Raw genomic sequence first — 20,719 nt, 5'->3', positions numbered from 1 at the left:
CAGGTTTCACAGGTCCCCGCTCGCCCACCGGGGTGCCCTCAGCAGTCGTGTCCTGGTCGCTGCCGACGGTGTTCGCTTCAGTCGCGGTATCGCGGGTCAAGTTGCTCCACAATCTTGTCCGGGCGCACGGGCAGGTCCCGCACGCGTACTCCTGTTGCATTGAAGACGGCGTTGGCGATGGCGGCCGCCGAACCGACGTTGCCGATCTCACCGATGCCCTTGCTGCCCATGGGATTGATGTTGTCGTCCACCTCCTCGATCCAGACGGCCTCGATGTCTCGCACATCTGCGTGTGACGGCACGTGGTAGTCCGCGAGGTTCTCGTTCCCGAAACCGCCGTACTGCGCGTCCGGATGTCCTTCTTCCATCAGAGCCATCCCCAGGCCGAAGGTCATTCCGCCGATGAGTTGGGAGCGGGCCAGACGTGGGTTCAGCACCTTGCCGACCGCGAACACGCCGAGCATGCGATCAACCGTCACCTCGCCGGTGTCCACGTCGACCGCGACCTCCGCGAAGTGCGCACCGAACGCCTCACGATGGAGATCCGAGGCGGCTTCGACGTCGGCGGTGGTGTCGGCGAAGTGCTCGACGGGGCGGTCGACCGGCCCGCTCCCGATGTTCTCGCGCAGGCCTTCACACGCCTTGTGGACAGCGAATCCCCAGGACGACGTGCCCGCCGACCCGCCGGCGCCCGGCGCCTTCGGGAGTGCACTGTCCCCCAGGTGAAGTCGCACCCTGTCCCCCTGCACTTGGAGTGCGTCTGCAGCGATCTGGGTCAGCACGGTACGAGCGCCGGTCCCGATGTCTGACGCGGCCACCGACACGTCGAAACTGCCATCGGGTTGAGCGACCGCTAGTGCCGTACTCGGCGAGGTCATCGTCGGATATGACGCCAGTGCCACACCCATCCCCACCAGTGTGCGTCCCCGCCGAATGCTGCCGGGTGTGGGATCACGCCGCTCCCAGCCGAATTGGTCCGCGCCTTGTCGTAACACCGACACCACGTTCCGGGAACTGAAAGCGGTCCCCGTCGCCGGATCGACGTCGGGTTCGTTGCGGGTACGCAAGTCGATCGGGTCGAGCCCCAGTTCGTGAGCGAGTTCGTCCACCGCCGACTCGAGCGCGTAGATACCGGGAGATTCGCCGGGTGCGCGCATCCACCGCGGGGTCGACACGTCCAGTGCTGCCACTTCGTGGGTGGTTCTGATGTGCTCGGTGTCGTAGATGTGACGCGTAGCCTCGGCGGTCTGTTCGACGAACTCGACGATCTTCGAGGTCTGCTGCACGGTGTCATGACAGACGACCTCGAGGTTGCCTTTCCCATCGGCGCCCAGAGCGACCCGGGAGAACGTGGGCGTCCGGTATCCGACAAAGGCAAACGTTGCCGATCGGGGAAGCACAACCCGGACCGGCCGGCCGACGAACCTGGCGGCCATAACAGCGAGAACGGCGTTGGGCCTGGTGCTCCCCTTGCCGCCGAACCCTCCCCCGACATGCTCGGCGATGACGCGGACGTTGTCGGACTCGACACCGAACAGGGTCGCCAGATCGCCCTGCACACCCGAAGGCGCCTGCGTCGAGTCCCAGACGGTCAGGGTCTCTCCGTCGTCGGTCTGTTCCCAGCTCGCAATGGTGGCGTGCGGCTCCATCGGTGCGTTGTGCATCGCGGGGGTGGAGTACCAGTTGTCGACCACATGGTCGGCATCTGCGACGGCTCCCTCGGGATCACCGCGGCGTGCCTCGGCAGGGAATCCCGCATTGACCTCTTCGGGTGTGTACCGCGCCGGGTGAGTGGCGTGCAGGACGTTGTCGAAACCCTCGGCCTGGTCGTAGTCGATGTCGAGCGACTCGGCGGCAGCGCGCGCCTGCTCGACGGAAATCGCGATGACTGCCGCCACGATCTGCCCTCGGTAGTGCACGTCCGGTCCCTGCAGCACGTGGAGCTCGGCGTCCTCCGATTCACCCAGCCGCGGAGCGTTCCCATGCCACATCACGCCCAACACCCCCGGCATCTGCATGGCGGCGCCATCGTCCACGCCTGTCACCCGGCCGAGGTTGATCTGCGCGCCGACGTGCACGCAGTGGACGACCTGCTGACCAGGCGGCACGCGGTCGGCGGTGTATTGCGCCGTGCCCCCCACCTTGTCCTGGGCTTCTATCCGAGCGTGCGCGGTTCCGAGTGAGGTCATCGCGATGCCTCCTGCTCATCGACCAGACCCATCAAGGCCTGGGTCACCACAGCGCGCACCAGCGGGATCTTGAAGCCGTTGGAAGACAACGGTTTCGCGTCGGAGAGCTCGGAATCCACAGCGCGGGCGAACTCGGCGCGGCCGACGGCCTTCCCCCGCAGCTCCTCTTCCGCTCGCCGAGCGCGCCAGGGCTTGTGAGCCACTCCGCCCAGCGCGATCCGCACGTCGGTGACAACCCCGTCCTCGACGTCGAGAATTGCGGCAACCGACACGAGCGCGAACGCGAACGAGGCGCGATCGCGGACTTTGCGATAGGTCGAAAATTGCGCGGCCGGGTTGTCCGCGATGGTCAGCGAGGTGACCAGGTCGTCTCGGTCCAAGGTCGTGTCCAGCTGTGGCTGCTCGCCCGGCAGCCGGTAGAGGTCGTCGAAGGGAACCGAGCGCGGTCCGGCCGGACCGAGTACATCGAGATCCGGCTCCAGGACCGCCATTGCCACGGCCATGTCCGAGGGATGCGTCGCAACGCACTTGTCGGACGCACCCAGGATCGCCATGTCGCGGTTGAGGCCGTTGACGGCCGAACAGCCCGTACCCGGTTCTCGTTTGTTACACGCCTTTCCCGGGTCCATGAAATAGGGGCACCGGGTGCGCTGGAACAGGTTGCCCCCGGTGGTCGCCATGTTGCGGAGTTGTCCCGACGCGCCGGCCAGCAGCGCCTGCGACAGCACCGGATACCGCGACCGTACGAGCGGGTGGGCAGCGAGATCACTGTTGGGAACGTTGGCGCCGATGCGGAGTGCTCCGGTCTCGGTGATGGTCACGTCGTCGAGTGAGAGTCCCCCGATGTCGACCAAGGTGGTGGGCGCGACAACACCCAGTTTCATGAGGTCGACGAGGTTGGTGCCACCGGCGAGTATTCGTGCGCCGGGATCGGACCCGAGACGCAGCATCGCCTCGTCTGTGTTCTGAGGCGCTGTGTACGCGAAGGTTCTCATGATGCGTCCTGCTCGGCGAGAACGTCTCCGGCGACGGAGCGCACAGCGGCCAGGATGTTGACGTAGGCGCCACACCGGCAGATGTTGCCGCTCAACCGCTCGCGGATCTCGTCGTCGTCGAGCACGCCGTCTTCCACGCCGGACGTCGGTGTCACCGCGCTGGGCCACCCGCGTTTGGCTTCGTCGAGCATGCCGACGGCCGAGCAGATCTGCCCGGGAGTGCAGTAGCCGCACTGGAAGCCGTCGTGGTCGACAAACGCCTGCTGTAGATCGGTTCCGGACTCGAGGTCGGCGATGCCTTCAATGGTGGTGATGCGACGGTTCTGTGCCGCCACGGCGAAGATCAGGCAGCTCACCACCCGGCGCTCATCGATCAGAACCGTACAGGCTCCGCATTGACCACGATCGCAACCCTTCTTCGAGCCCGTCAGGGACAGGTTGTCGCGTAGTGCATCCAAAAGTGTTGAGCGCGAATCGCATTGCACGTCGAGATCGCGGCCGTTGACGTTCAGGGTGATCGTTTCGAGCGAGGTGTCGGAGGAATGATGGCACGATGAGGGCTGGTCGTCCATTGGGGTGGTCTACCCACGCGCAACTGGGCATAAACAGTTCTCGAATGGTGCCGGCCACCTCATTTGTCGGCGCGCGTATCCCGTCTCAACGGGTGGTCTGCGGGTACCTCGATGATGATGATCTTCAGTCCGTCCGGGTCGGCGATGTGCATCTCCACCAGCCCCCACGGCTCGGTGCGCGCTTCGCGGAGGATCGCAACGCCCCGACCTTCCAACTCCGACCTCGTGCCGGCGATGTCGCGGACCTGCAACCACAGGACGCAGCCCGGTGGCGGTTTGTCGCCTCCACTCATGTGTGCCGCGACTTCGATGAGGGCGCTACCCGCGTGGAAGACGACGCCGCCGGGGTACTCCCGTGCGATTGCCAGACCCAGCTGATCCCGGTAGAAGCGGACAGCCGCTTCGGGGTCGGACGGCTGCACGATGACTCGACCGCTGAGTACCTCCATGGGATATGTCTACCGGACCGTACCGGTTCCCCGAATGGTGCATACCCCGATGGCAATGGACGGGGCTGGTATTGATGGAAGGGTGAGACAAACGGGCGAAGCAACGTTGTGTTCGTCCGACCTGATCGAACAACCTTGAGGAGTCCGACCATGGGACAACCGATTCCCGCCCCGGACCGACCGATTCCCGAACCGGGGACCGAGCCGCCCACACCCCCGGTGCCGTCGCCAGAACCCCCGCTTCCGACGCCGGACCCGGTGCCGTCTCCCTCGCCGCAGCCGCCGAATCCCGATCCTTCCCCGGGTCCGACGATCATCTGAACGGCAGATCGGACCGTCGGGTCCGTACGTCGAGCCCGGTCAGCGGTAGACGGTGAGCGCCAGCGGATCCAGGTCCAGATCGATGTGGTCGACCGGTCCGGTGACCTCGCCGTCGTGGGCGGTGAGGATCGGTCCCGTGTGGGACTCGATCACCAGATGATCGGCTTGGATCGCGCCGAGCACGCGAGCCCGCTCGACAGTGCCGAACAGTGATGCGGCGATGGCAGTCGTCCGGCCGAGACGGCGGTCGGCCCGCAGGTATTGGACGTCGAGGACGCCGTCGGCAAGGCTCGATCGATTCGACGGGGTGAGTCCGCGGGGTCGGTATTCCCCGTTGCCGATGAAGATCGCCCAGACCGAACGGCGCTTGCCGTTGATGACGAGATCAAGCGGTTTGTGGCCGCGCAATGCCCGAAACAAGGCCACGGCGGCGGCGGGCCATTTGCCGATCCGGCGCTCCAACCGCTCACGAAGCCGCACCATCTCTGGATATCCGCCCAGGCCCGCGGTGTTCAGGAACAGGCAGCCATTGATTCGTCCGACATCGACAGTGCCTGCCGAGCCGGCGACCACTGCCCTTGCGGTATCGGCGTACGTCTCGAGGCTCAGCGCGCGAGCAAAATGGTTCAGGGTGCCGGCCGGAAACACCGCGAGAGGGAGATCTCTGTCGATGGCGATCTGCGCCACGGTGGCGGCCGTTCCGTCTCCCCCGGCCACTCCCAGCGCCCGGGAGTCGTCTGAAATCTGTTCGTCAAGTGGGTAATCGGGATCCCAGTGCACGATTTTCGCATCGGGTAAGAGAGCGAGGATGCGAGTGTCGGCGCCTGCCGATGACCCGGATTCCGAATTGAGGACAACGGTCAGTCCCGCACCTCGCGTGAGCGCAGGAGCCGACCCGGGACCCGTCTGCGCAGCTGTGGTGGGGACCGCCGGCCACAAACGCTGACCGGCAAGGGGCGATACCGCCACCGATGGCCGCCCCGGCGATCACGTCACTCGGGTAGTGGACGCCGACATGCACACGCGAGTACCCGACCGCGGCTGCCAGCGGGAACAGCACGGCAGCGGTCCTGGGGCGCTCGAGTGCTGCGCCGACGGCGAACGCTGCGGCCGAAGCGCTGTGTCCGCTGGGAAACGACGACGTCCACGGCATCCGAACCAGCGGATGCGGATGGGCGGGGTCCAACGTCGGCCTACGCCGCCCGATCAGCGGCTTGAGAACGGTGTTGGACACCAGGCTGGCGCCGGCAAGTGAGCCGAGGCCGCGCAGACCTGCGCGCCTCTGTCGTTTTCCGATCAGCGACATCACCACCGCGATGGTCATCCACAACTTGCCGTGGTTGGCCGCCAGGGTGAGCTGTCGCAGAGCGGTGTCAGACCAACTGGGGGCGATCACCGTACGCCTTGCGTCTTTGGGTGAGAGCACCCTCGGAGTCTATGGCGCTGCCGGGCAATCGCAATGTTTTCGCCGGTTACGTAGTCAGGCGGTCAACGCGACAGGTCGGCCGAGTCGTCGTACCTGGGCAGGACTTCGTACACCACCAAGTCTTTTGGTGTTCCTTTTGCCCGAAACCGTCTGCGCCGCTTGATGTACTTGGACTGGTCGGTTGCTGCGAGTGTTGCCTCTGTGGCGAGCACCTCGCCGCCGGACGCCGCGTCGGCGACGCGGGCGGCGATGTTCACGTCGACGCCCAAGTAGTCGTCACCGACGTGGCGTGGCTCGCCGGTGTGCAGACCGGCGCGCAACGCCGGGCGATATCCGTCCAACGTGATGGCGCTGACGGCAAGGCCCGCCTCATGTGCGGCTTCGATCGCCTCGGCACCGTCGGCGAACACCGCCATCAGACCGTCACCGAGGTGCTTTGTGACGATGCCGCCCCGCCGCTTGATGACTGTCGCGCTGGCGTCGTTGACCTGACGCAGGAGTTCGAGCACCGCATCGTCACCCGCACCCAGCGCCCACGTCGAGAATCCGACAAGATCGGTGAACAGGATGGTGACCGGGCCATCGGATCGTGGTTTCCCGCTGCGGCGGCGGGTCACGATCGCCTGCCACGACTCGACGGCGGCCAGTGCCAACTCGCGGGTTGCGCTGGCCCGCTCCCCGCGCGCCTGCGCGATCAGACTGGCAACTCGTTCGGAGTGCCTGAGCCGAGCAGGGTCCACGTCGGGACTGGCACCGGGTACCGCCCGGCGCGCGGCACGGGCGACGCGGAGGACGTTGTCGTTGCTGTCGGCGCGAGACAAGAAGTCAGCAACCCGCCCCAAGGACGGTCGCTGCCCTTCAGTGCGGTCGTTGCCGCGGTTGTTGGCCTTACTCACAGCTCGAAGTCTAGGTGCACCGGTGTCCTAGGCCACCTTCACCTTTGACTCACGCAATTCACGCAGAGCGGTTCTCAGACCGCGCCGTGAGCCCGTCTGGGCATCGGAGGCGAACCCGGACTGCATGCCTTCGCGGATGTTGAAGCGAAGTTCCGAGGCCGTTTCCGGTGCGTCGTCCGCGCTGGCAGACAGCAGAGCATTGGGCAGCGCAAGTTTCGCGATGGTCCGGAAGGTCAGCATGTACTGGTGCCACAAGGTCCCGGTGGTGTACGGCAGGTCGTATTTGTCGCAGAGCTCGCGGACCCGGACGCCGATCTCTTCGTACCGATTGCTGGGGAGGTCGGGGAACAGGTGGTGCTCGATCTGGTGACTGAGATTGCCACTCATGAATCGCATCAATGTTCCCGCCCTGAAGTTGGCGGACCCGAGCATCTGACGCAGGTACCACCGCGCCTGGTCCTCGTTTTCGTACTCCTGCACGGTGAACTTCTCGGCCCCGTCAGGGAAGTGACCACAGAAGATGACCGCATAGGTCCAGTAGTTGCGGATGAAGTTGGCGGTGACGTTGGCCGCGATCGTGTGTTTCCAGTTCGGTCCGCTCAACGCCGGGAAGATCAGATAGTCCTTGGCCGCTTGTTTCCCGACCTTGCGTCCGATCACCCGGAGGTCACGACCCACCTCGCGCAGGCTCTTCTCGCGTTTGCGAACCTTCTCGGTCTCGACATGGTGTAGCGCGACACCGTATTCGAAGAATGTGCCGAGAACGAGGTTGTACACCGGGTTTCCGATGTTCCACCACTCCCACGGTTGGTCACGGGTGACCCGCAGGATCCCGTAGCCCACGTCGTCATCCATCCCCACGATGTTCGTGTACTTGTGATGGATGAAGTTGTGTGAGTGCTTCCACTGACTGCTCGGGCAGGTGGTGTCCCATTCCCACGATGACGAGTGGATTTCCGGGTCGTTCATCCAGTCCCACTGCCCGTGCATCACGTTGTGCCCGAGTTCCATGTTCTCGATGATCTTCGCCAAACCGAGCATCACGGTGCCCGCGGCCCACGCCGGCTTCTTGTTGCTCGCGAAGAGCATTGCCCGCCCACCGACGGCCAGTCCTCGCTGGATGGCGATCGCGCGACGGATGTACCGAGCGTCGGCCTCCCCGCGCGACTCCTCGATGTCTCGCCGGATGGCGTCCAACTCCGCGCCGAGCGCGTCGACGTCGGCTTCTGTCAGGTGTGCATATCGGTCGATATCGGTGATCGCCACTGGTGGGATACCTCCTGTTGGTCTGGATGTGCAGGTCAGAGGTCGAGCGTGCATTCACCGGAGACCGTGCTGATGCACGTCTGGATCCGGTCTCCTTCTCGACGCTCATCTCCTGAGCGCAGATCCCGTACGTAACCGCCGCTGAGCGGGACCACGCACGACTGGCAGATGCCCATTCGGCAGCCAAACGGCATCTGGATGTCCAGGCCTTCTCCGGCTTCGAGAAGAGTTGTCGCGCCGTCGATTTCGGCGGTCTTCCCGGATTTGGCGAAGGTGACCGTACCGCCCTCGCCGCCCTTGTCGGTGCGGGCGATCGCAAAACGCTCGATGTGGAGATGGTCTGAGCGGCCGGCTTCCTCCCAGACCTGTTCGGCAACGTCGAGCATTGCAACGGGACCGCAGGCCCAGACCTCGCGGTCACGCCAGTCGGGAACCAGCGGAGTGAGGTCGGCGAGGTCAACCTTGCCGTTCTCCCTGGTGAACTGCATCGTCAGTTTGTAGGTCGGCGAATTCTCCTGCAGCGCAACGAGTTCGTCGTGGAAGATGACACTCTCGCGGTCCGGTGCCGAGTGAACGTGGACGACGTCCGGCATGTCCCCTCTGTGCTGTAGCGCCCGCAACATCGCCATCACGGGTGTGACGCCGGAGCCGGCGGTGACGAACAGGATCTTCTGCGGCGGCGGATTGGGTAGCGAGAAGTCACCTTTGGGTGCTGCCAGGCGAATCACGGTGCCAGGCGAGACTCCATCGACCAGATGGCTGGAAAGGAAGCCATCAGGATTGGCCTTGATGGTCACCGAGATCACCTTGGCGTCACCGGCGATCGAGGTCAGAGAGTAGGAACGCCAATGCCAACGGCCCTCGACCTGCAATCCGATGCCGACGTACTGCCCGGGGCTGTATCGGTGACTGAAACCCCAGCCGGTCTCTATGTCGACGGTGGCTGTGTCGTCGGTTTCCTTGCGAACGGCCACGATTCGACCACGCAGTTCCCGAGCCGACCACAACGGATTGAGCAGATGCAGGTAGTCGTCGGGCAACAGCGGTGTGGTGGCGCGCGCCACCAACCCCCGCAAAACGTTCACCTGGGGCTTGGTTGCATCGACCTCGGCCGCCGGTCGCTTACTCCACTTCAGCAGATCCACATGCACTCCGTTCGCAGGCACGGTGTCGCGGCGGAGGCTGAGAGCGAGATTGGCCGCGACGGTGCAATGTGATTCGAGTGTACACATGTACACCGTGCAAACGGCCGTTTCGGATACCGGTAGATATCCGAAACGGCCGTGTACGGGACTACGTGGTGGTGACTGCGTTCTTTTCGGCTGCGTCTGTGGACGCTCCTCCGTTGCCGCCTTCACGCCTGTTGGCGAGAATGCTGGAGATGGCGGCGGCACCGATGAATGCGACACCGACGAGACCGGTGATGACCTCATTGATGTGGTACTCGATGCTGACGAACAGGATGACCGCCAGTGCGCCGATTGCCCAGTGAGCGCCGTGTTCGAGGTAACGGTATTCGGAGAGTGTTCCCGCTCGCACCAGGTAGACCGTGATGGAACGGACGAACATCGCGCCGATGAAACCGAGGCCCAGGGCAATGATGATCGGATCCGCCGTGATGGCGAACGCACCGATCACACCGTCGAACGAGAACGAGGCGTCGAGGACCTCGAGGTACAGGAACAGGAAGAAGCCGGCCTTGCCGGTCGCCTTCACCAGCTGCGACGGGCCACCGTCTGCTGCCGCTTGATGTTCCTCATCGAACTGTTCGGTGTGGAACAGCGATCCCAGTCCGTCGACCGCGATGTAGGTGATCATGCCGAGCACGCCGGCAACCATGATCGTGGACCGGTGCTCGTCGTCGGCAAGGAACTCGGCAACGAGGACCAGGGTGCCTCCGGCGATGACAACTGCCAGTTGGTCGAGCTTGCCGAGTGTGGCCAGCGGCTTCTCGAGCCAGGACAGCCACGTGATCTCGCGGTCAGCGAGGATGAAGTTGAGGAAGAGCATGAAAAGGAACATGCCGCCGAATGCTGCGATCTGAGGATGCGCGGCGGTGAGTATCTCTTCGTAGGACTGCTGTCCCGAACCCTCCTCGGGAACGTTCATCGCCAGATCGAATGCATCGATGGGGTTGAGCCCGGCGGTGACCCAGACGATCACGAGGGGGAATGCCAGGCGCATGCCGAAGACGGCGATGAGGATGCCGATGGTCAGGAAGATCTTCTGCCAGAACTCGCTCATCCGTTCCAGCACTGTGGCATTGATGACCGCGTTGTCGAAGGACAACGAGACCTCGAGGATGCCGAGGATCGCGCACAGTGCGAGCGCCGTCCAGCCGCCGTACAGGAACGCCACGACAAGCGAGACGAGCGTGACCACGATCGAGATCCCGAATACGCGGATGACCACGCGGACTCCTTCTTTTGTTACGTATGAACAGCGCTATCGCGGACCCGTGGGGTTCCGCGATAGCGCTGGCGTGCAGATTCTGGCGTCGTTCTGGCCAGTCGAACTAGACGTTGACACCGTAGTCGCGTGCGATTCCGGCCAGACCGGAGGCGTACCCCTGGCCGATTGCCCGGAACTTCCACTCGGCCCCGTTGCGGTACAGCTCGCCGAAGACCATGGCCGTCTCGGTGGACGCGTCCTCGGAGAGGTCGTAGCGGGCGAGTTCGTTTCCGTTGGCACGGTCGACAACGCGGATGTAGGCGTTGCGCACCTGACCGAACGACTGCGAGCGGGCGTCGGCATCGTAGATGGAGACGGGGAAGATCACGGACTCGATGTTCGGGGGCATCGCAGCCAGATCGACGTTGATGACCTCGTCGTCACCCTCACCCTCACCGGTGGTGTTGTCTCCGGTGTGCTCGATCGCACCGTCGGGCGAGCGCAGGTTGTTGAAGAACACGAAGTGCTGGTCCGAGACGACCTTCTTGTCGCCACCGGCGCCGATGGCGCTGGCATCGAGGTCGAAGTCCGTGCCGGTGGTGGAACGGATGTCCCAGCCGAGTCCGACCGCGACTGCGGTCAGGTTCGGAGCCTCCTTGGTCAACGAGACGTTTCCACCCTTGCTCAAGCTGACGCCCATGTCAGTAACCCTTTCGTGAGGTTGTTCCAAAACTTCGTAGAAGCAGACCACGATGAGCGGGTCCCTCCGGAGCCGCTCCTTGTGAGTAACCGTACGTGAAAGTGGACATCGGCGGGAGTGTGAGGACCATTCACGGGAGCCGTTCGAATGACACGCCGGTGAGCACAACTGTCCTGGGATCGCGTTCGGCTCACCGGGTACCGGGCCCCGGTCCCAGTAGGATGCGGCTGTGGCCCGGGGCTGGTTTCGACGAGAGGACCGAAGCGTCGGTGGCAGGCCCACTGACGCCATCGACCGTGCGCGCAGCGACATGGTCAGTGCGTTTCTCCAGCTCGATCAGCGCTTGTCCATCATCACCGACGGGGTCGAAGCCGCGGCGGCACTCGGCATGTCGGCCGAACTGGTCCGGGCGTTCGCTTCGGTTCGCGAGTCCTGTTACGAGACCATCAACGACTATCTGACAGTCAGCGGCCAGGATGCGGCCACCACCACACTCGGCGATGTGCAGCGCACGATGGCCCGGATCGTCGAAGCGATCCAGCTTCTCGACCGGTTCTACGAACGTAACTCCACCCAGATCGAACACGCCCGGATCTCCTATGCAGCGGTCCCCGATGAAGCTGCCAGGGCCCGAACACAGTCGGATCAATTGGTCGCCCGGCTGAGCACGCTCCCCGCTGACCAACTCGCGTATTCGTCGGTCAAAACAGCTCGCGAACAACACGATCAGGCCCGATTGCAGCTGGAGGCGGCTCAACTCGAGGTGTCGGGAGGCGGCGGCGACCGGGCCGGCTTGAGGAACAGGGCTGCGGCTCTGATCGCCGCCACCGAGAAGTTGGGTCAAGCGGTCGACCGTGCTCCGACGAGGGTCGGCGAGGCCACCGCTGCGCTCGCCTCGGTCCGGACGAGGTTGTCTGCGGTACGAAACCGCAGCGCACGCATGCCCGAGGCGTACTCGGCACTGCTGCGGGAGTTCAGCGCGGCATGTTCGAAGGACCTGATCGGCCACGACCAGCGCAGCGCTCGGGACATCGACGCGGCAGCAGCTGAAATCGACACCGCCGCAGAGGAAATCAAGTCCGATCCGGAAGCTGCATTGGCGGCGATCACCCGCGCCCGCTCGGCTCTGACAAACGCCGAGCAACTGGTGGACGGCGTCACCGATCGATTGAATGAACTTCGTGTGGTCCAGAAGGATCCGCCGGCTGCGGCCGGTAGGGTTCGCTTCCAGATCCGAGACGCCCAACTCCTGGCGGTGAATCTCGGACTGGTCGAACAGTGGGGCTCGGTCCTCGACGCCCAGGTCTTGCGCGTGGACCGGGCCGTTGCCACACTGACCGGGCGGCACCCCGACTACTGGGGCTATCTGGTGGACCTGCGGGCCATCTCCGACTTCGTGACCGGAGTCGTGAACAAGATGAAGGACGAGGCGCGGCGTTCATGACCGAGAGAACACTCACCGACGGGACAGACGGCAGCCCTGGTGACGGGGCGCAGGCCCACGATGGGCCAATCAAACAGATCGAGCATTTCGCCGATCTCGACCCGAATGAGCGAGAACGCCTGTTTCATCGGTTACCCGAGCGAATCGATGTGGATGCGACCCCCGAACTCCTCAGCGTGGCCCTCGGTGCAACCCTGTACATCCCGGCGAATCGGGAGCGTCTGGCCGAGCTGATCCTCCGCCAGGCACGAAGTGGATCCACGTCCATGGTGATCGATCTCGAGGACGCGATCGCCGACCACGACGTGGAACTCGCGATGAGCAATCTCGCAACGGTGTTGGACGACCTGGCCCTTCGCGACGAACGGGTACCGATGCTGTTCGTCCGGGTGCGCCGCGCCGAGCAGATCGATGAACTCGTCGGCAGACTCTCTGCAGGCGTCGGTGTGCTCTCCGGTTTTGTGCTGCCCAAGTTCACCGCAACCGATGGTGGTGACCACCTGGACCGGATCGGCGCCGCGAGCACACGGATCGGACGTGTGCTGTACGCGATGCCGATCATCGAGTCGACCTCGGTCCTGCATCTCGAGTCGCGTGCATACGCACTGGAGACGATCCGTCAGGTACTGGCCCAGCACCGTGACAAGGTACTCGCGGTGAGGATCGGTGGCACCGACATGTGTGGTGCGCTCGGGATCCGGCGTGACCCGGACCTGACCATCTATGACGTTCATCCGGTCGCCGAGGTCATCGGCTCGATCGTGAACGTGCTCGGGCGAGCCGATGGCACCGGGTTCACCATCACCGGGCCGGTCTGGGAGTACTACAACACTCACGACAGGATGTTCCGGCCACTGTTGCGCCACACGCCTTTCGAGCAGATCGACGCAGTCCGATTCCGCACGCACCTCGTCAGCCGAGACCTCGACGGGCTGCTGCGTGAGCTGGTGTTGGATCGGGCCAACGGATTGCAGGGAAAGACGGTGATCCATCCATCGCATGTGAACGTCGTCCACTCGATGAGTGCGGTGCCGCACGAAGAGTACGTCGATGCGGTGGCGGTACTCGGCGTCGATGACGCGGGCGGGGTCGAGCCGTCGGCGTATCGGAACAAGATGAACGAGCGGCGGCCCCATCGGAACTGGGCGGTCAAGACCCTGATCAGAGCCCAGATCTTCGGGGTACTGCAACCGGAGGTCGGTGTCGTGGATCTGCTCACCTCGGTGGTCGACCGATGAACGTCCCGACAATCGGCCACAACTCGACAACGGTCGCAACCCCCTACGCCACAACCAGATTCGGCCTGGCCGCCACCCACGGGTCCGGGTACCGATCGTGGCGGGTCGAGGATCTGATCCGGCCTGGCCTCCGGCGCAATCCCCGGCGGGCACACCTCTGGGTGTCCACTGTCCTCGGCAAGCACATACCGGTCGCCCCGTCGACCATCTTCGCCGCGGCAGACGATCTCGGCGATCTGGCCGTACGGGCACTCGCGGATCGAGGGCAGCGCGACGGGCTCGTCTTCGGATTCGCGGAGACGGCCACCGGGCTCGGTCACGCAGTCGCTCGGCGGATCGACGCGACGATGTACCTGCAATCGACGCGACGTAACGCTGCCGATGTGCCGGTGGCCGCGCGTTTCGAGGAAGGACACTCGCACGCGACCGACCATCTCATCGTCCCCACCGATCCTGCGGTTCTCAGCACCGATCTGCCTGTTGTGCTCGTCGACGACGAGATCTCCACCGGTGCAACTGCTTTGGATGCGATCCGTTCGATGCAAGAAATTCATCCGCGGTCGTTGTATGTCGTCGCATCGCTGGTCGACATGCGAACGAATGACGACATCGTGCGATGTGAGCAGCGCGCCGACGCGCTCGGGACATCCGTCCACTTCGTCAGCCTTGCGCAAGGGGCGACGCAGATCCCGCCCGACCTGACCGATCGGGTGTTGCAACTCCCGGCACCTTCACCGGCCGCTGCGCGCGAGAGGGGCCACGTCGAGCGACTGGACGTGGCATGGCCAACTCACATTCCCGACGGCGGACGGTACGGGTTCTCGAGGTCCGACTGGCTGCACTTCGATCACGCGGTCACGGAGGTGACGGAGCGAGTTGTCGGCCGCCTCGACGCCACCCGGCCGACAGTGGTCATCGGGCATGAGGAGCTGATGTACCTCCCCCAGCGGATCGCGGCCGAGTTGTCCGTGTGGAGCGAAGCCCCGGTCTTGAGTCAGACCACAACCCGTTCACCGGCCCATGTCATCGACGACCCCACCTACCCCCTGCGTCGGGGGTACCACTTCCAAGCTCCGGAGCCCGATGACGCTCGAGACAGGTACCTGTACAACGCAACTCACGACCACGACGGCGCCCGAGTCGTGATGATCGTCGATTCTCCAGCGGACACAACGGCATTGAGCGGGCCCGGTGGTCTGGTGGATGTGGTGAGCGCACGCGGCGACGACCTGCTCCTCGTCGTCGTCCCCGCGACCGACTACCGGTTGCTGCGTGCGGCGAGGACAAACGGATGACAGATCAGAGCGCGGTGACGTACCAAGAGCCCCTCGTCGGGCCCGATTTCGGCAGTTACGCCGCCGACGAGGTTCGGTGGCTGCTCAAAGACCTCTCGCACGTTCCGCTCGAGGGCGACGTCGCTCTCCGCGAGAAGAGGATTCAAGCGGGCGTGGCTCACTACGCGGAGTCTCTGCCGGTGGAGTTCCAGCCGGACGCGGCATACCAGGAGTTGTTCCATCGAGTCCTGGCCGACAGTGCGCGACGATTGGCGGTAGCGGTCGGTGCGGTGACCGATCTTGTGCTGGCCGAACGAGGCTCTGACATCGTGCTGGTGTCGTTGGCCAGAGCCGGAACCCCGGTGGGAATACTCATGCGGCGCTGGGCGCAACGCCATGGTCTGCAGCTCCCCCACTATGCGGTCTCCATCGTGCGCGACCGGGGGATCGACGCGAACGCCATGAGATATCTGGCAACCCACCATGACCCTGCGTCCGTGGTGTTCGTCGACGGATGGACAGGGAAAGGGGCGATCGCACGCGAACTCGATGAAGCGCTGGCGCAGTTGGCCGCCGATGGTGGCCCTGTGTTCGACCCCGAGCTCGCCGTACTCGCCGACCCCGGCTCCTGCGTGCGCACCTTCGGAACGCGAGACGACTTCCTCATCGCCTCGGCGTGCCTCAATTCCACGGTCTCCGGGTTGGTTTCGCGCACCGTTCTGAACGAACAGCTCATCGGTCCCGCCGACTTCCACGGGGCGAAGTTCTATGCCGAACTCGCCGATCAGGACGTCTCAGAGGTGCTGCTCGACGCGGTTGCCCGCGAGTTCGATGCCGCCGCTGACGAAGCGGCGACCCGCCGGGCGGCGATCGAGGCATCTGATCGAACCCCGACCTGGTCGGGCTGGCAATCGGTGGAGGCCGTACGCGCGCACTACGGGATATCGTCGGTCAATTTCGTCAAACCAGGGGTGGGTGAGACAACGAGAGTCCTTCTCCGCCGGGTACCGTGGCGTGTTCTCGTCCGGACCCCGGACGACCCCGAACACGAACACATCCGAGTTCTCGCCGACGCACGCGACGTACCCGTCGAAGTGGTGCCTGACCTCGCGTACAGCTGCATGGGATTGGTGAAAGAACTCCGGTGACATCCACAAGCACCACGCCATCGACCACCGCGTCTCGACGTGCTCTGGTGACGCTGGATCTCGACCGCACCCTGATCTACTCGGCCCATGCGATCGCCGAGGGTGCCGGCCCGGGGGAAGATGCCGATGCGGTGCTGTCTGCCGCGCAGTGTGTGGAGATGTACCAGGGCCGCCCGCAGTCGTTCATGTCGACGATGTCGATGACCCTCCTCGGCGACCTGCATGCCGCCTCGGACGTGGTGCCGACCACCACCCGCACGATCGAGCAGTATCGGCGCATCCGATTACCGATCGGCGTTCCCCGCTTCGCCATCACCAGTAACGGCGGCAACATCCTCGTCGAAGGCCACCCCGACCCGGAATGGAGCAGGCGGGTTGCCTCTCTGCTGGGCCGACTCGCAGTGGGTGTGGACGAGGTGTACGCCCGCCTCGCGCAGGATGCGGCCGACGCACCATGGCTGCGGACCATGCGGATCGCCGACGGACTCTTCTGTTATGTGGTGGTGGAGCTCGATCTCCTTCCGCCGCACGTTGTTCCGGCATGGGCGAGCTGGGCTGCAGAACTGGGCTGGAATGTGTCCCGCCAGGGCCGCAAGGTGTACGTGATGCCCGACCCCGTGACCAAGCAACTGGCCATCGACGAGGTTCGGACGAGACTCGACTCGCCCCCTGACGTGACGTTCGCCGCGGGCGACGGGGTGCTCGATCAACCGATGCTCGTCGCAGCGGATGCGGCGATCCGCCCCCGTCACGGCGAACTGGAAGAACTCGGCTGGGTTCATCCCAATGTCGCCGTCACCGCAGGGCGCGGTCTGGCCGCGTCGGAAGAGATGTTGGTCTGGATGCTGGAGCAGACAGGCACAATGGGGGGCATTGGCGAATCGGACATCCGCGCGAGCGCGCTCCCGGCCCCCGGTATCGCGAAACAATCCACACCCAACGAAGGGCTCAGGCGATGACAACAACTCTGGTCAAAGGACAAAACGGTCCGCTGTCCGCACCGGCGGTGGAGATCACGGTCGACCTTGCCACCGCCGGCGACCTGTCCGCTCTGCTCGTCACCGACAGCGGCAAAGTCCGGACAGACGCCGACTTCGTGTTCTTCAACCAGCCGGCAGGACCGGGTGTCACCTTGCAGCCGGGGGCTGGGGTCGGCACGTTGTCGATCTCGCTCGCTGCGGTGCCCGCCGACATCAGCCAGGTCCGGGCGGTGATCACGCTGGAGAACGGCACATTCGGCGCTGTCGCGCCGCCGGTCGCGCGGGTTTCCGCGGGTGGACAGTCGCTGTACGAATACCGCATCGACGGCTTGTCGAGTGAGTCCATCGTCATCGCGCTCGAGGTGTACCGCCGCGGCGGCGACTGGAAGGTTCGCGCGGTCGGACAGGGATACGCGGGAGGATTCGCCGCACTCGTGACCGATCACGGTGTGTCGGTCGACGATGCCCCGTCGCCCGCCGCAGCGCCGCCTCCTCCCCCGCCTTCTCAGCCGGTTCAGAACACCGCACCCCCGAGCTATACCCGCCAACCGACCCCGGCCCCGCAGAGCCCGCCGCAACAGAACTTCCCACCGCCCCAGCAGGCCGCCCCCCAGCAGCAGCCTGCATACAACCAGCAACCTGGGTATGCCGCACCCGCAGCGCCGGCAGCGCCCGCCGGCAGGCCAGAGGTGAGTCTAAGCAAAGACCGCCCGGTCAGTCTCGCCAAGGGCCAGCGGGTGTCGCTGAACAAAGATGGCGGCGTGGCACTGACGAACATCCAGATGGGGCTGGGCTGGGACCCGGTCACCGTCAAGAAGATGTTCGGCAATCGCAGCGCCGACATCGATCTGGACGCGTCGGTGGTCATGTTCGCCGATACACAGGTGGCCGACGTCGCCTACTACGGTCAGCTCACATCCAAGGACGGCTCGATCCGCCATCTCGGTGACAACCTCACAGGCGAGGGCGAAGGCGACGACGAGGTGATCACGGTGGATCTCACGCGGGTTCCGATCCACGTGAATGCCCTTATCTTCATCGTCACCTCGTACCAGGGGCAGACCTTCGAGCAGGTGCAGAACGCTTTCTGTCGTCTGGTCGACCAGACCAACAAGGCCGAATTGGCCAGGTACACGCTGGCCGGTGGGATGCCTTATACCGGTGTGGTGATGGCCAAGGTGTTCCGCGAGGGTGGCACGTGGAAGCTGCAGGCGATCGGCGAGGGCATCACCGCCCGTCATGCCGGTGAAGCGCTTCCGCAGCTGCAGCGATTCCTCTCCAACGACTACATGAAATAGCCCGCGAGGATCGAGGCGAGATGAAGAAGCTGGTCGCCGGCCAAAATGCGCCCATCGAGTTGTCGCACATCAGCTTTCGGGTGGCGGCCACCGGTGCGGACGTCGACCTGGTGGGCCTTGTCGTGGATTCCGACCTCCGAGTCCTCGATTCCGGTGATGTGGTGTTCTACAACCAGCCGGCGACAGGCGGGGTCCGGCTGGACGGCCCGCAGCTCACAGTCGACCTGGACGGCATCCGGAGCGGCGCAACCGTACTGTGCGCCGCCAGCGCGGAGCCGGACCCGGGCTCGGGGGTGCATGCGGAACTGACCGAGCTACCGCACGGCGAGGTCCTGTTCGGCTTCGATGTCCGGCCGGCGCACGGCGAGACGGCGTTGCTCTGTTTCGAGCTCTACCAACGCGCCGGGCGCTGGCGGGTTCGTGCTCTGGGTCAGGGTTACAGTGGTGGGCTCGCCCAGTTGCTCAGGAGTCATGGCGTGGACGTCGACGACCCGCCGGAAGCGGAATCGATTGCGCCAGTACAGATTCCCGGTGCTGCTGCCGCACAACCCGATTCACGTGGCGAACTGGATCCAGCATCCGTGGTCTTGGGATCGGACTACACCGCAGCCATTGCCCGCGCGCAGGTGGTCTTCGAAGATGCGGCCCGGTCGGCAGCGGGATACGTACAGGCCGAGGCATTTGCGATGGATCGTCTCGACCACGAGCTGAGCGACGCGATCTCCGATCCGGCACAACGTAATTCGCCCGCAGCCTCGCACCAGCGCGAACGGGCGCAACGTCGCTGCGACGAGCTGATCGCCGCTGCACGACAGCGATTCGATGCCGATTCACAGATCCTGATCGCAGAATTGGCAGCCCTCGATCCCCAATTGCCGCCTGCAATGGCGTCGTGGACATCGCCGGCCTGGACACGATTGAACGGGCCGCCTGCGAGCGGTGTGCGCATCGGCGAGTTCGCAGCTCCCGAACGTGGTGAGCTACGACTGCCCTTCTGCGTGCCGACACCCATCGCGCGCCCGATCTGGGTGCTGGACGGCGACCTGCCGGCTCTGTCCGCAGTCACGTCCTTGGTGTTGCGACTGGTCGTCGCTGCGCGGGCCGTTCCGAGCTCCTCGACCACCGCGGCAAGGTCCGTGGCGGTGGATGTGTTCGACCTCACCGGTTCGCTTGCCCCGCTGTCGGATCTACTCACTCCGCTGCTCGGCTCCGCGGCAGTGACATCCGCGGACGTGATGGTCGATCGTCTGGGCGCGCTGGAATCGTCTCTGGAACTGGCGCAGATGGCGTTGGAAGCCGGGGACGTCGCCGACGTCTACAACAGGGTTGTTGTCATCGCGGACCTGCCGTTCGGATGGGATGCGGCAACGATGGCCCGATTGTTGCGCATCATCGACAGAGGCGGCCGGCTGGGCTGGTCGTTTGTACTGTCAGGCGCGGTCGATGAGCATGACGCCGACCCGCTGGTCAGCATGATCGCCGACCGCACGCTGATGTTCCCGATGTCCGCGGACGCCACGGCGCACGATCCCTGGGTGGGTCTGCAATGGTCGGTGAAGCCCGAACAGATCGAGCCACAATCGCCGCAAGCGCGTCAGATCGTCGCCCGCCTCGCCGACCCGGCGCCGCAGCCCGGGGCACGGCGACAGCTGTAGCGAAACCCAGCCGTCGGGCCCGTCAGCGCCACCGCTCGGCTTCTTTGGCCAGAGCCACCAACTCGACGCCCAGCTCGGCGAGTTCGGATCTGTCGGCCCCCTCGGCAACCGCCGTAGCAATGTCCTCGGCGGCGCACCTCAACCGGAACAACCGTTCGATCAGTTCATCGGCTTCGCCCGCGCTAAGAACCACTGCATCGGCCGGGATGGAAGAACCGGCGACCAGACTGCGTTGCTCGTATGCGCGTTGGCGGCAGGACTGCTTGCAGTACTTACGACGACGGCCCATCTCCGACTCGATGACCTCGCGGCCGCACCATGAGCAGGAATTGCGGGTCCGGCTTCGTCTCGCCGTGGTGGACGAATGATCCATAGACGATGATGGTACCGGGCGGTAGACCCGAACTCGCGGAGCGACCGCGGCGACTCGAGGACGTATTTCGCACGTGGTCCCGCAACGCGCGTAAGATGGATAGG

The 20,719-nt window shown here is 64.8% G+C and carries 19 protein-coding genes; 7 read left to right on the top strand and 12 right to left on the bottom strand.

All coding sequences use genetic code 11. From position 1 onward, the window contains the following. Positions 1-77: 77 nt before the first annotated feature. The 11 genes from ACVWY6_RS21640 to ACVWY6_RS21590 all read right to left on the bottom strand — a co-directional run bounded on the left by ACVWY6_RS21640 (position 78) and on the right by ACVWY6_RS21590 (position 11,205). On the bottom strand, positions 78-2,189 hold the full coding sequence (locus tag ACVWY6_RS21640; protein WP_457540830.1) for a xanthine dehydrogenase family protein molybdopterin-binding subunit: 2,112 nt from the start codon (positions 2,187-2,189) through the stop codon (positions 78-80). After that, positions 2,186-3,184, bottom strand: coding sequence for an FAD binding domain-containing protein (locus ACVWY6_RS21635; RefSeq protein ID WP_457540828.1), 999 nt, complete (start codon positions 3,182-3,184; stop codon positions 2,186-2,188). Before ACVWY6_RS21635 ends, ACVWY6_RS21640 begins: the two co-directional genes overlap by 4 nt. Further along, complete coding sequence (locus ACVWY6_RS21630) at positions 3,181-3,756, bottom strand: (2Fe-2S)-binding protein (RefSeq protein WP_116915323.1); 576 nt, start codon at positions 3,754-3,756, stop codon at positions 3,181-3,183. The genes ACVWY6_RS21635 and ACVWY6_RS21630 overlap by 4 nt, the downstream gene beginning before the upstream one ends. A 59-nt stretch (positions 3,757-3,815) precedes the next feature. Then, positions 3,816-4,205: a VOC family protein gene (locus ACVWY6_RS21625; RefSeq protein ID WP_457540825.1), complete on the bottom strand. Its 390-nt coding sequence runs from the start codon at positions 4,203-4,205 to the stop codon at positions 3,816-3,818. Between the two features lie 360 nt (positions 4,206-4,565). After that, positions 4,566-5,306 (bottom strand): diacylglycerol/lipid kinase family protein, encoded by a 741-nt coding sequence (locus ACVWY6_RS21620; protein WP_457540823.1) that lies wholly within the window; start codon positions 5,304-5,306, stop codon positions 4,566-4,568. Continuing rightward, a complete protein-coding gene (locus tag ACVWY6_RS21615; protein WP_457540821.1) occupies positions 5,278-5,952 on the bottom strand; it encodes a phosphatase PAP2 family protein in 675 nt (224 codons plus the stop codon). The genes ACVWY6_RS21620 and ACVWY6_RS21615 overlap by 29 nt, the downstream gene beginning before the upstream one ends. A gap of 62 nt (positions 5,953-6,014) precedes the next feature. Then, a complete protein-coding gene (locus tag ACVWY6_RS21610) occupies positions 6,015-6,848 on the bottom strand; it encodes an adenylate/guanylate cyclase domain-containing protein (protein WP_457540820.1) in 834 nt (277 codons plus the stop codon). Positions 6,849-6,875: 27 nt separating this feature from the next. After that, positions 6,876-8,114: a fatty acid desaturase family protein gene (locus ACVWY6_RS21605; RefSeq protein WP_062798195.1), complete on the bottom strand. Its 1,239-nt coding sequence runs from the start codon at positions 8,112-8,114 to the stop codon at positions 6,876-6,878. A 35-nt stretch (positions 8,115-8,149) separates the two neighbouring features. Then, positions 8,150-9,259: a ferredoxin reductase gene (locus tag ACVWY6_RS21600; RefSeq protein WP_031332510.1), complete on the bottom strand. Its 1,110-nt coding sequence runs from the start codon at positions 9,257-9,259 to the stop codon at positions 8,150-8,152. Positions 9,260-9,407: 148 nt separating this feature from the next. Beyond that, positions 9,408-10,526 carry a DUF475 domain-containing protein gene (locus tag ACVWY6_RS21595; RefSeq protein ID WP_457540817.1) on the bottom strand — a complete coding sequence of 373 codons (1,119 nt, stop codon included), beginning with the start codon at positions 10,524-10,526 and terminating at the stop codon, positions 9,408-9,410. Positions 10,527-10,629: 103 nt separating this feature from the next. Then, positions 10,630-11,205 (bottom strand): TerD family protein, encoded by a 576-nt coding sequence (locus ACVWY6_RS21590; protein ID WP_023959173.1) that lies wholly within the window; start codon positions 11,203-11,205, stop codon positions 10,630-10,632. Positions 11,206-11,434: 229 nt separating this feature from the next. Here ACVWY6_RS21590 and ACVWY6_RS21585 point away from each other — a divergent pair, with 229 nt between their 5' ends. Genes ACVWY6_RS21585 through ACVWY6_RS21555 form a run of 7 tightly spaced genes read left to right on the top strand, consistent with a single transcriptional unit; the run spans position 11,435 to position 20,242 of the window. Next, entirely contained in the window at positions 11,435-12,649 is a 1,215-nt protein-coding gene (locus ACVWY6_RS21585) for a hypothetical protein (RefSeq protein WP_457540815.1), read from the top strand. Then, the gene (locus ACVWY6_RS21580; RefSeq protein ID WP_457540813.1) at positions 12,646-13,887 is read left to right on the top strand and encodes an HpcH/HpaI aldolase/citrate lyase family protein; all 1,242 of its coding nucleotides are present in this window, start codon (positions 12,646-12,648) and stop codon (positions 13,885-13,887) included. The genes ACVWY6_RS21585 and ACVWY6_RS21580 overlap by 4 nt, the downstream gene beginning before the upstream one ends. Beyond that, entirely contained in the window at positions 13,884-15,182 is a 1,299-nt protein-coding gene (locus ACVWY6_RS21575; RefSeq protein ID WP_457540811.1) for a phosphoribosyltransferase family protein, read from the top strand. The genes ACVWY6_RS21580 and ACVWY6_RS21575 overlap by 4 nt, the downstream gene beginning before the upstream one ends. Beyond that, positions 15,179-16,309, top strand: coding sequence for a cysteine protease StiP family protein (locus ACVWY6_RS21570; protein WP_457540809.1), 1,131 nt, complete (start codon positions 15,179-15,181; stop codon positions 16,307-16,309). The genes ACVWY6_RS21575 and ACVWY6_RS21570 overlap by 4 nt, the downstream gene beginning before the upstream one ends. Next, complete coding sequence (locus ACVWY6_RS21565; protein ID WP_457540807.1) at positions 16,306-17,268, top strand: HAD family hydrolase; 963 nt, start codon at positions 16,306-16,308, stop codon at positions 17,266-17,268. The genes ACVWY6_RS21570 and ACVWY6_RS21565 overlap by 4 nt, the downstream gene beginning before the upstream one ends. Next, the gene (locus ACVWY6_RS21560) at positions 17,265-18,587 is read left to right on the top strand and encodes a TerD family protein (protein ID WP_457540806.1); all 1,323 of its coding nucleotides are present in this window, start codon (positions 17,265-17,267) and stop codon (positions 18,585-18,587) included. The genes ACVWY6_RS21565 and ACVWY6_RS21560 overlap by 4 nt, the downstream gene beginning before the upstream one ends. A gap of 20 nt (positions 18,588-18,607) precedes the next feature. Further along, positions 18,608-20,242, top strand: coding sequence for a TerD family protein (locus tag ACVWY6_RS21555; protein ID WP_457540805.1), 1,635 nt, complete (start codon positions 18,608-18,610; stop codon positions 20,240-20,242). A gap of 22 nt (positions 20,243-20,264) precedes the next feature. Here the strand turns inward: ACVWY6_RS21555 and ACVWY6_RS21550 are convergent, their stop codons facing one another. After that, positions 20,265-20,615, bottom strand: coding sequence for a hypothetical protein (locus ACVWY6_RS21550; RefSeq protein ID WP_457540803.1), 351 nt, complete (start codon positions 20,613-20,615; stop codon positions 20,265-20,267). Positions 20,616-20,719 lie beyond the last annotated feature (104 nt).

It is taken from the genome of Williamsia sp. R60, assembly GCF_054063855.1.
Note: the sequence above shows the minus strand (reverse complement) of the source record. Positions and strands in the feature narration are given on the sequence as shown.

Coding starts and splice junctions, on each gene's coding strand:
- ACVWY6_RS21580 (WP_457540813.1), top strand. CDS start 12,646: ATGACCGAGAGAACACTCACCGACGGGACAGACGGCAGCCCTGGTGAC.
- ACVWY6_RS21630 (WP_116915323.1), bottom strand. CDS start 3,756: ATGGACGACCAGCCCTCATCGTGCCATCATTCCTCCGACACCTCGCTC.
- ACVWY6_RS21575 (WP_457540811.1), top strand. CDS start 13,884: ATGAACGTCCCGACAATCGGCCACAACTCGACAACGGTCGCAACCCCC.
- ACVWY6_RS21625 (WP_457540825.1), bottom strand. CDS start 4,205: ATGGAGGTACTCAGCGGTCGAGTCATCGTGCAGCCGTCCGACCCCGAA.
- ACVWY6_RS21570 (WP_457540809.1), top strand. CDS start 15,179: ATGACAGATCAGAGCGCGGTGACGTACCAAGAGCCCCTCGTCGGGCCC.
- ACVWY6_RS21640 (WP_457540830.1), bottom strand. CDS start 2,189: ATGACCTCACTCGGAACCGCGCACGCTCGGATAGAAGCCCAGGACAAG.
- ACVWY6_RS21550 (WP_457540803.1), bottom strand. CDS start 20,615: ATGGATCATTCGTCCACCACGGCGAGACGAAGCCGGACCCGCAATTCC.
- ACVWY6_RS21635 (WP_457540828.1), bottom strand. CDS start 3,184: ATGAGAACCTTCGCGTACACAGCGCCTCAGAACACAGACGAGGCGATG.
- ACVWY6_RS21560 (WP_457540806.1), top strand. CDS start 17,265: ATGACAACAACTCTGGTCAAAGGACAAAACGGTCCGCTGTCCGCACCG.
- ACVWY6_RS21555 (WP_457540805.1), top strand. CDS start 18,608: ATGAAGAAGCTGGTCGCCGGCCAAAATGCGCCCATCGAGTTGTCGCAC.
- ACVWY6_RS21590 (WP_023959173.1), bottom strand. CDS start 11,205: ATGGGCGTCAGCTTGAGCAAGGGTGGAAACGTCTCGTTGACCAAGGAG.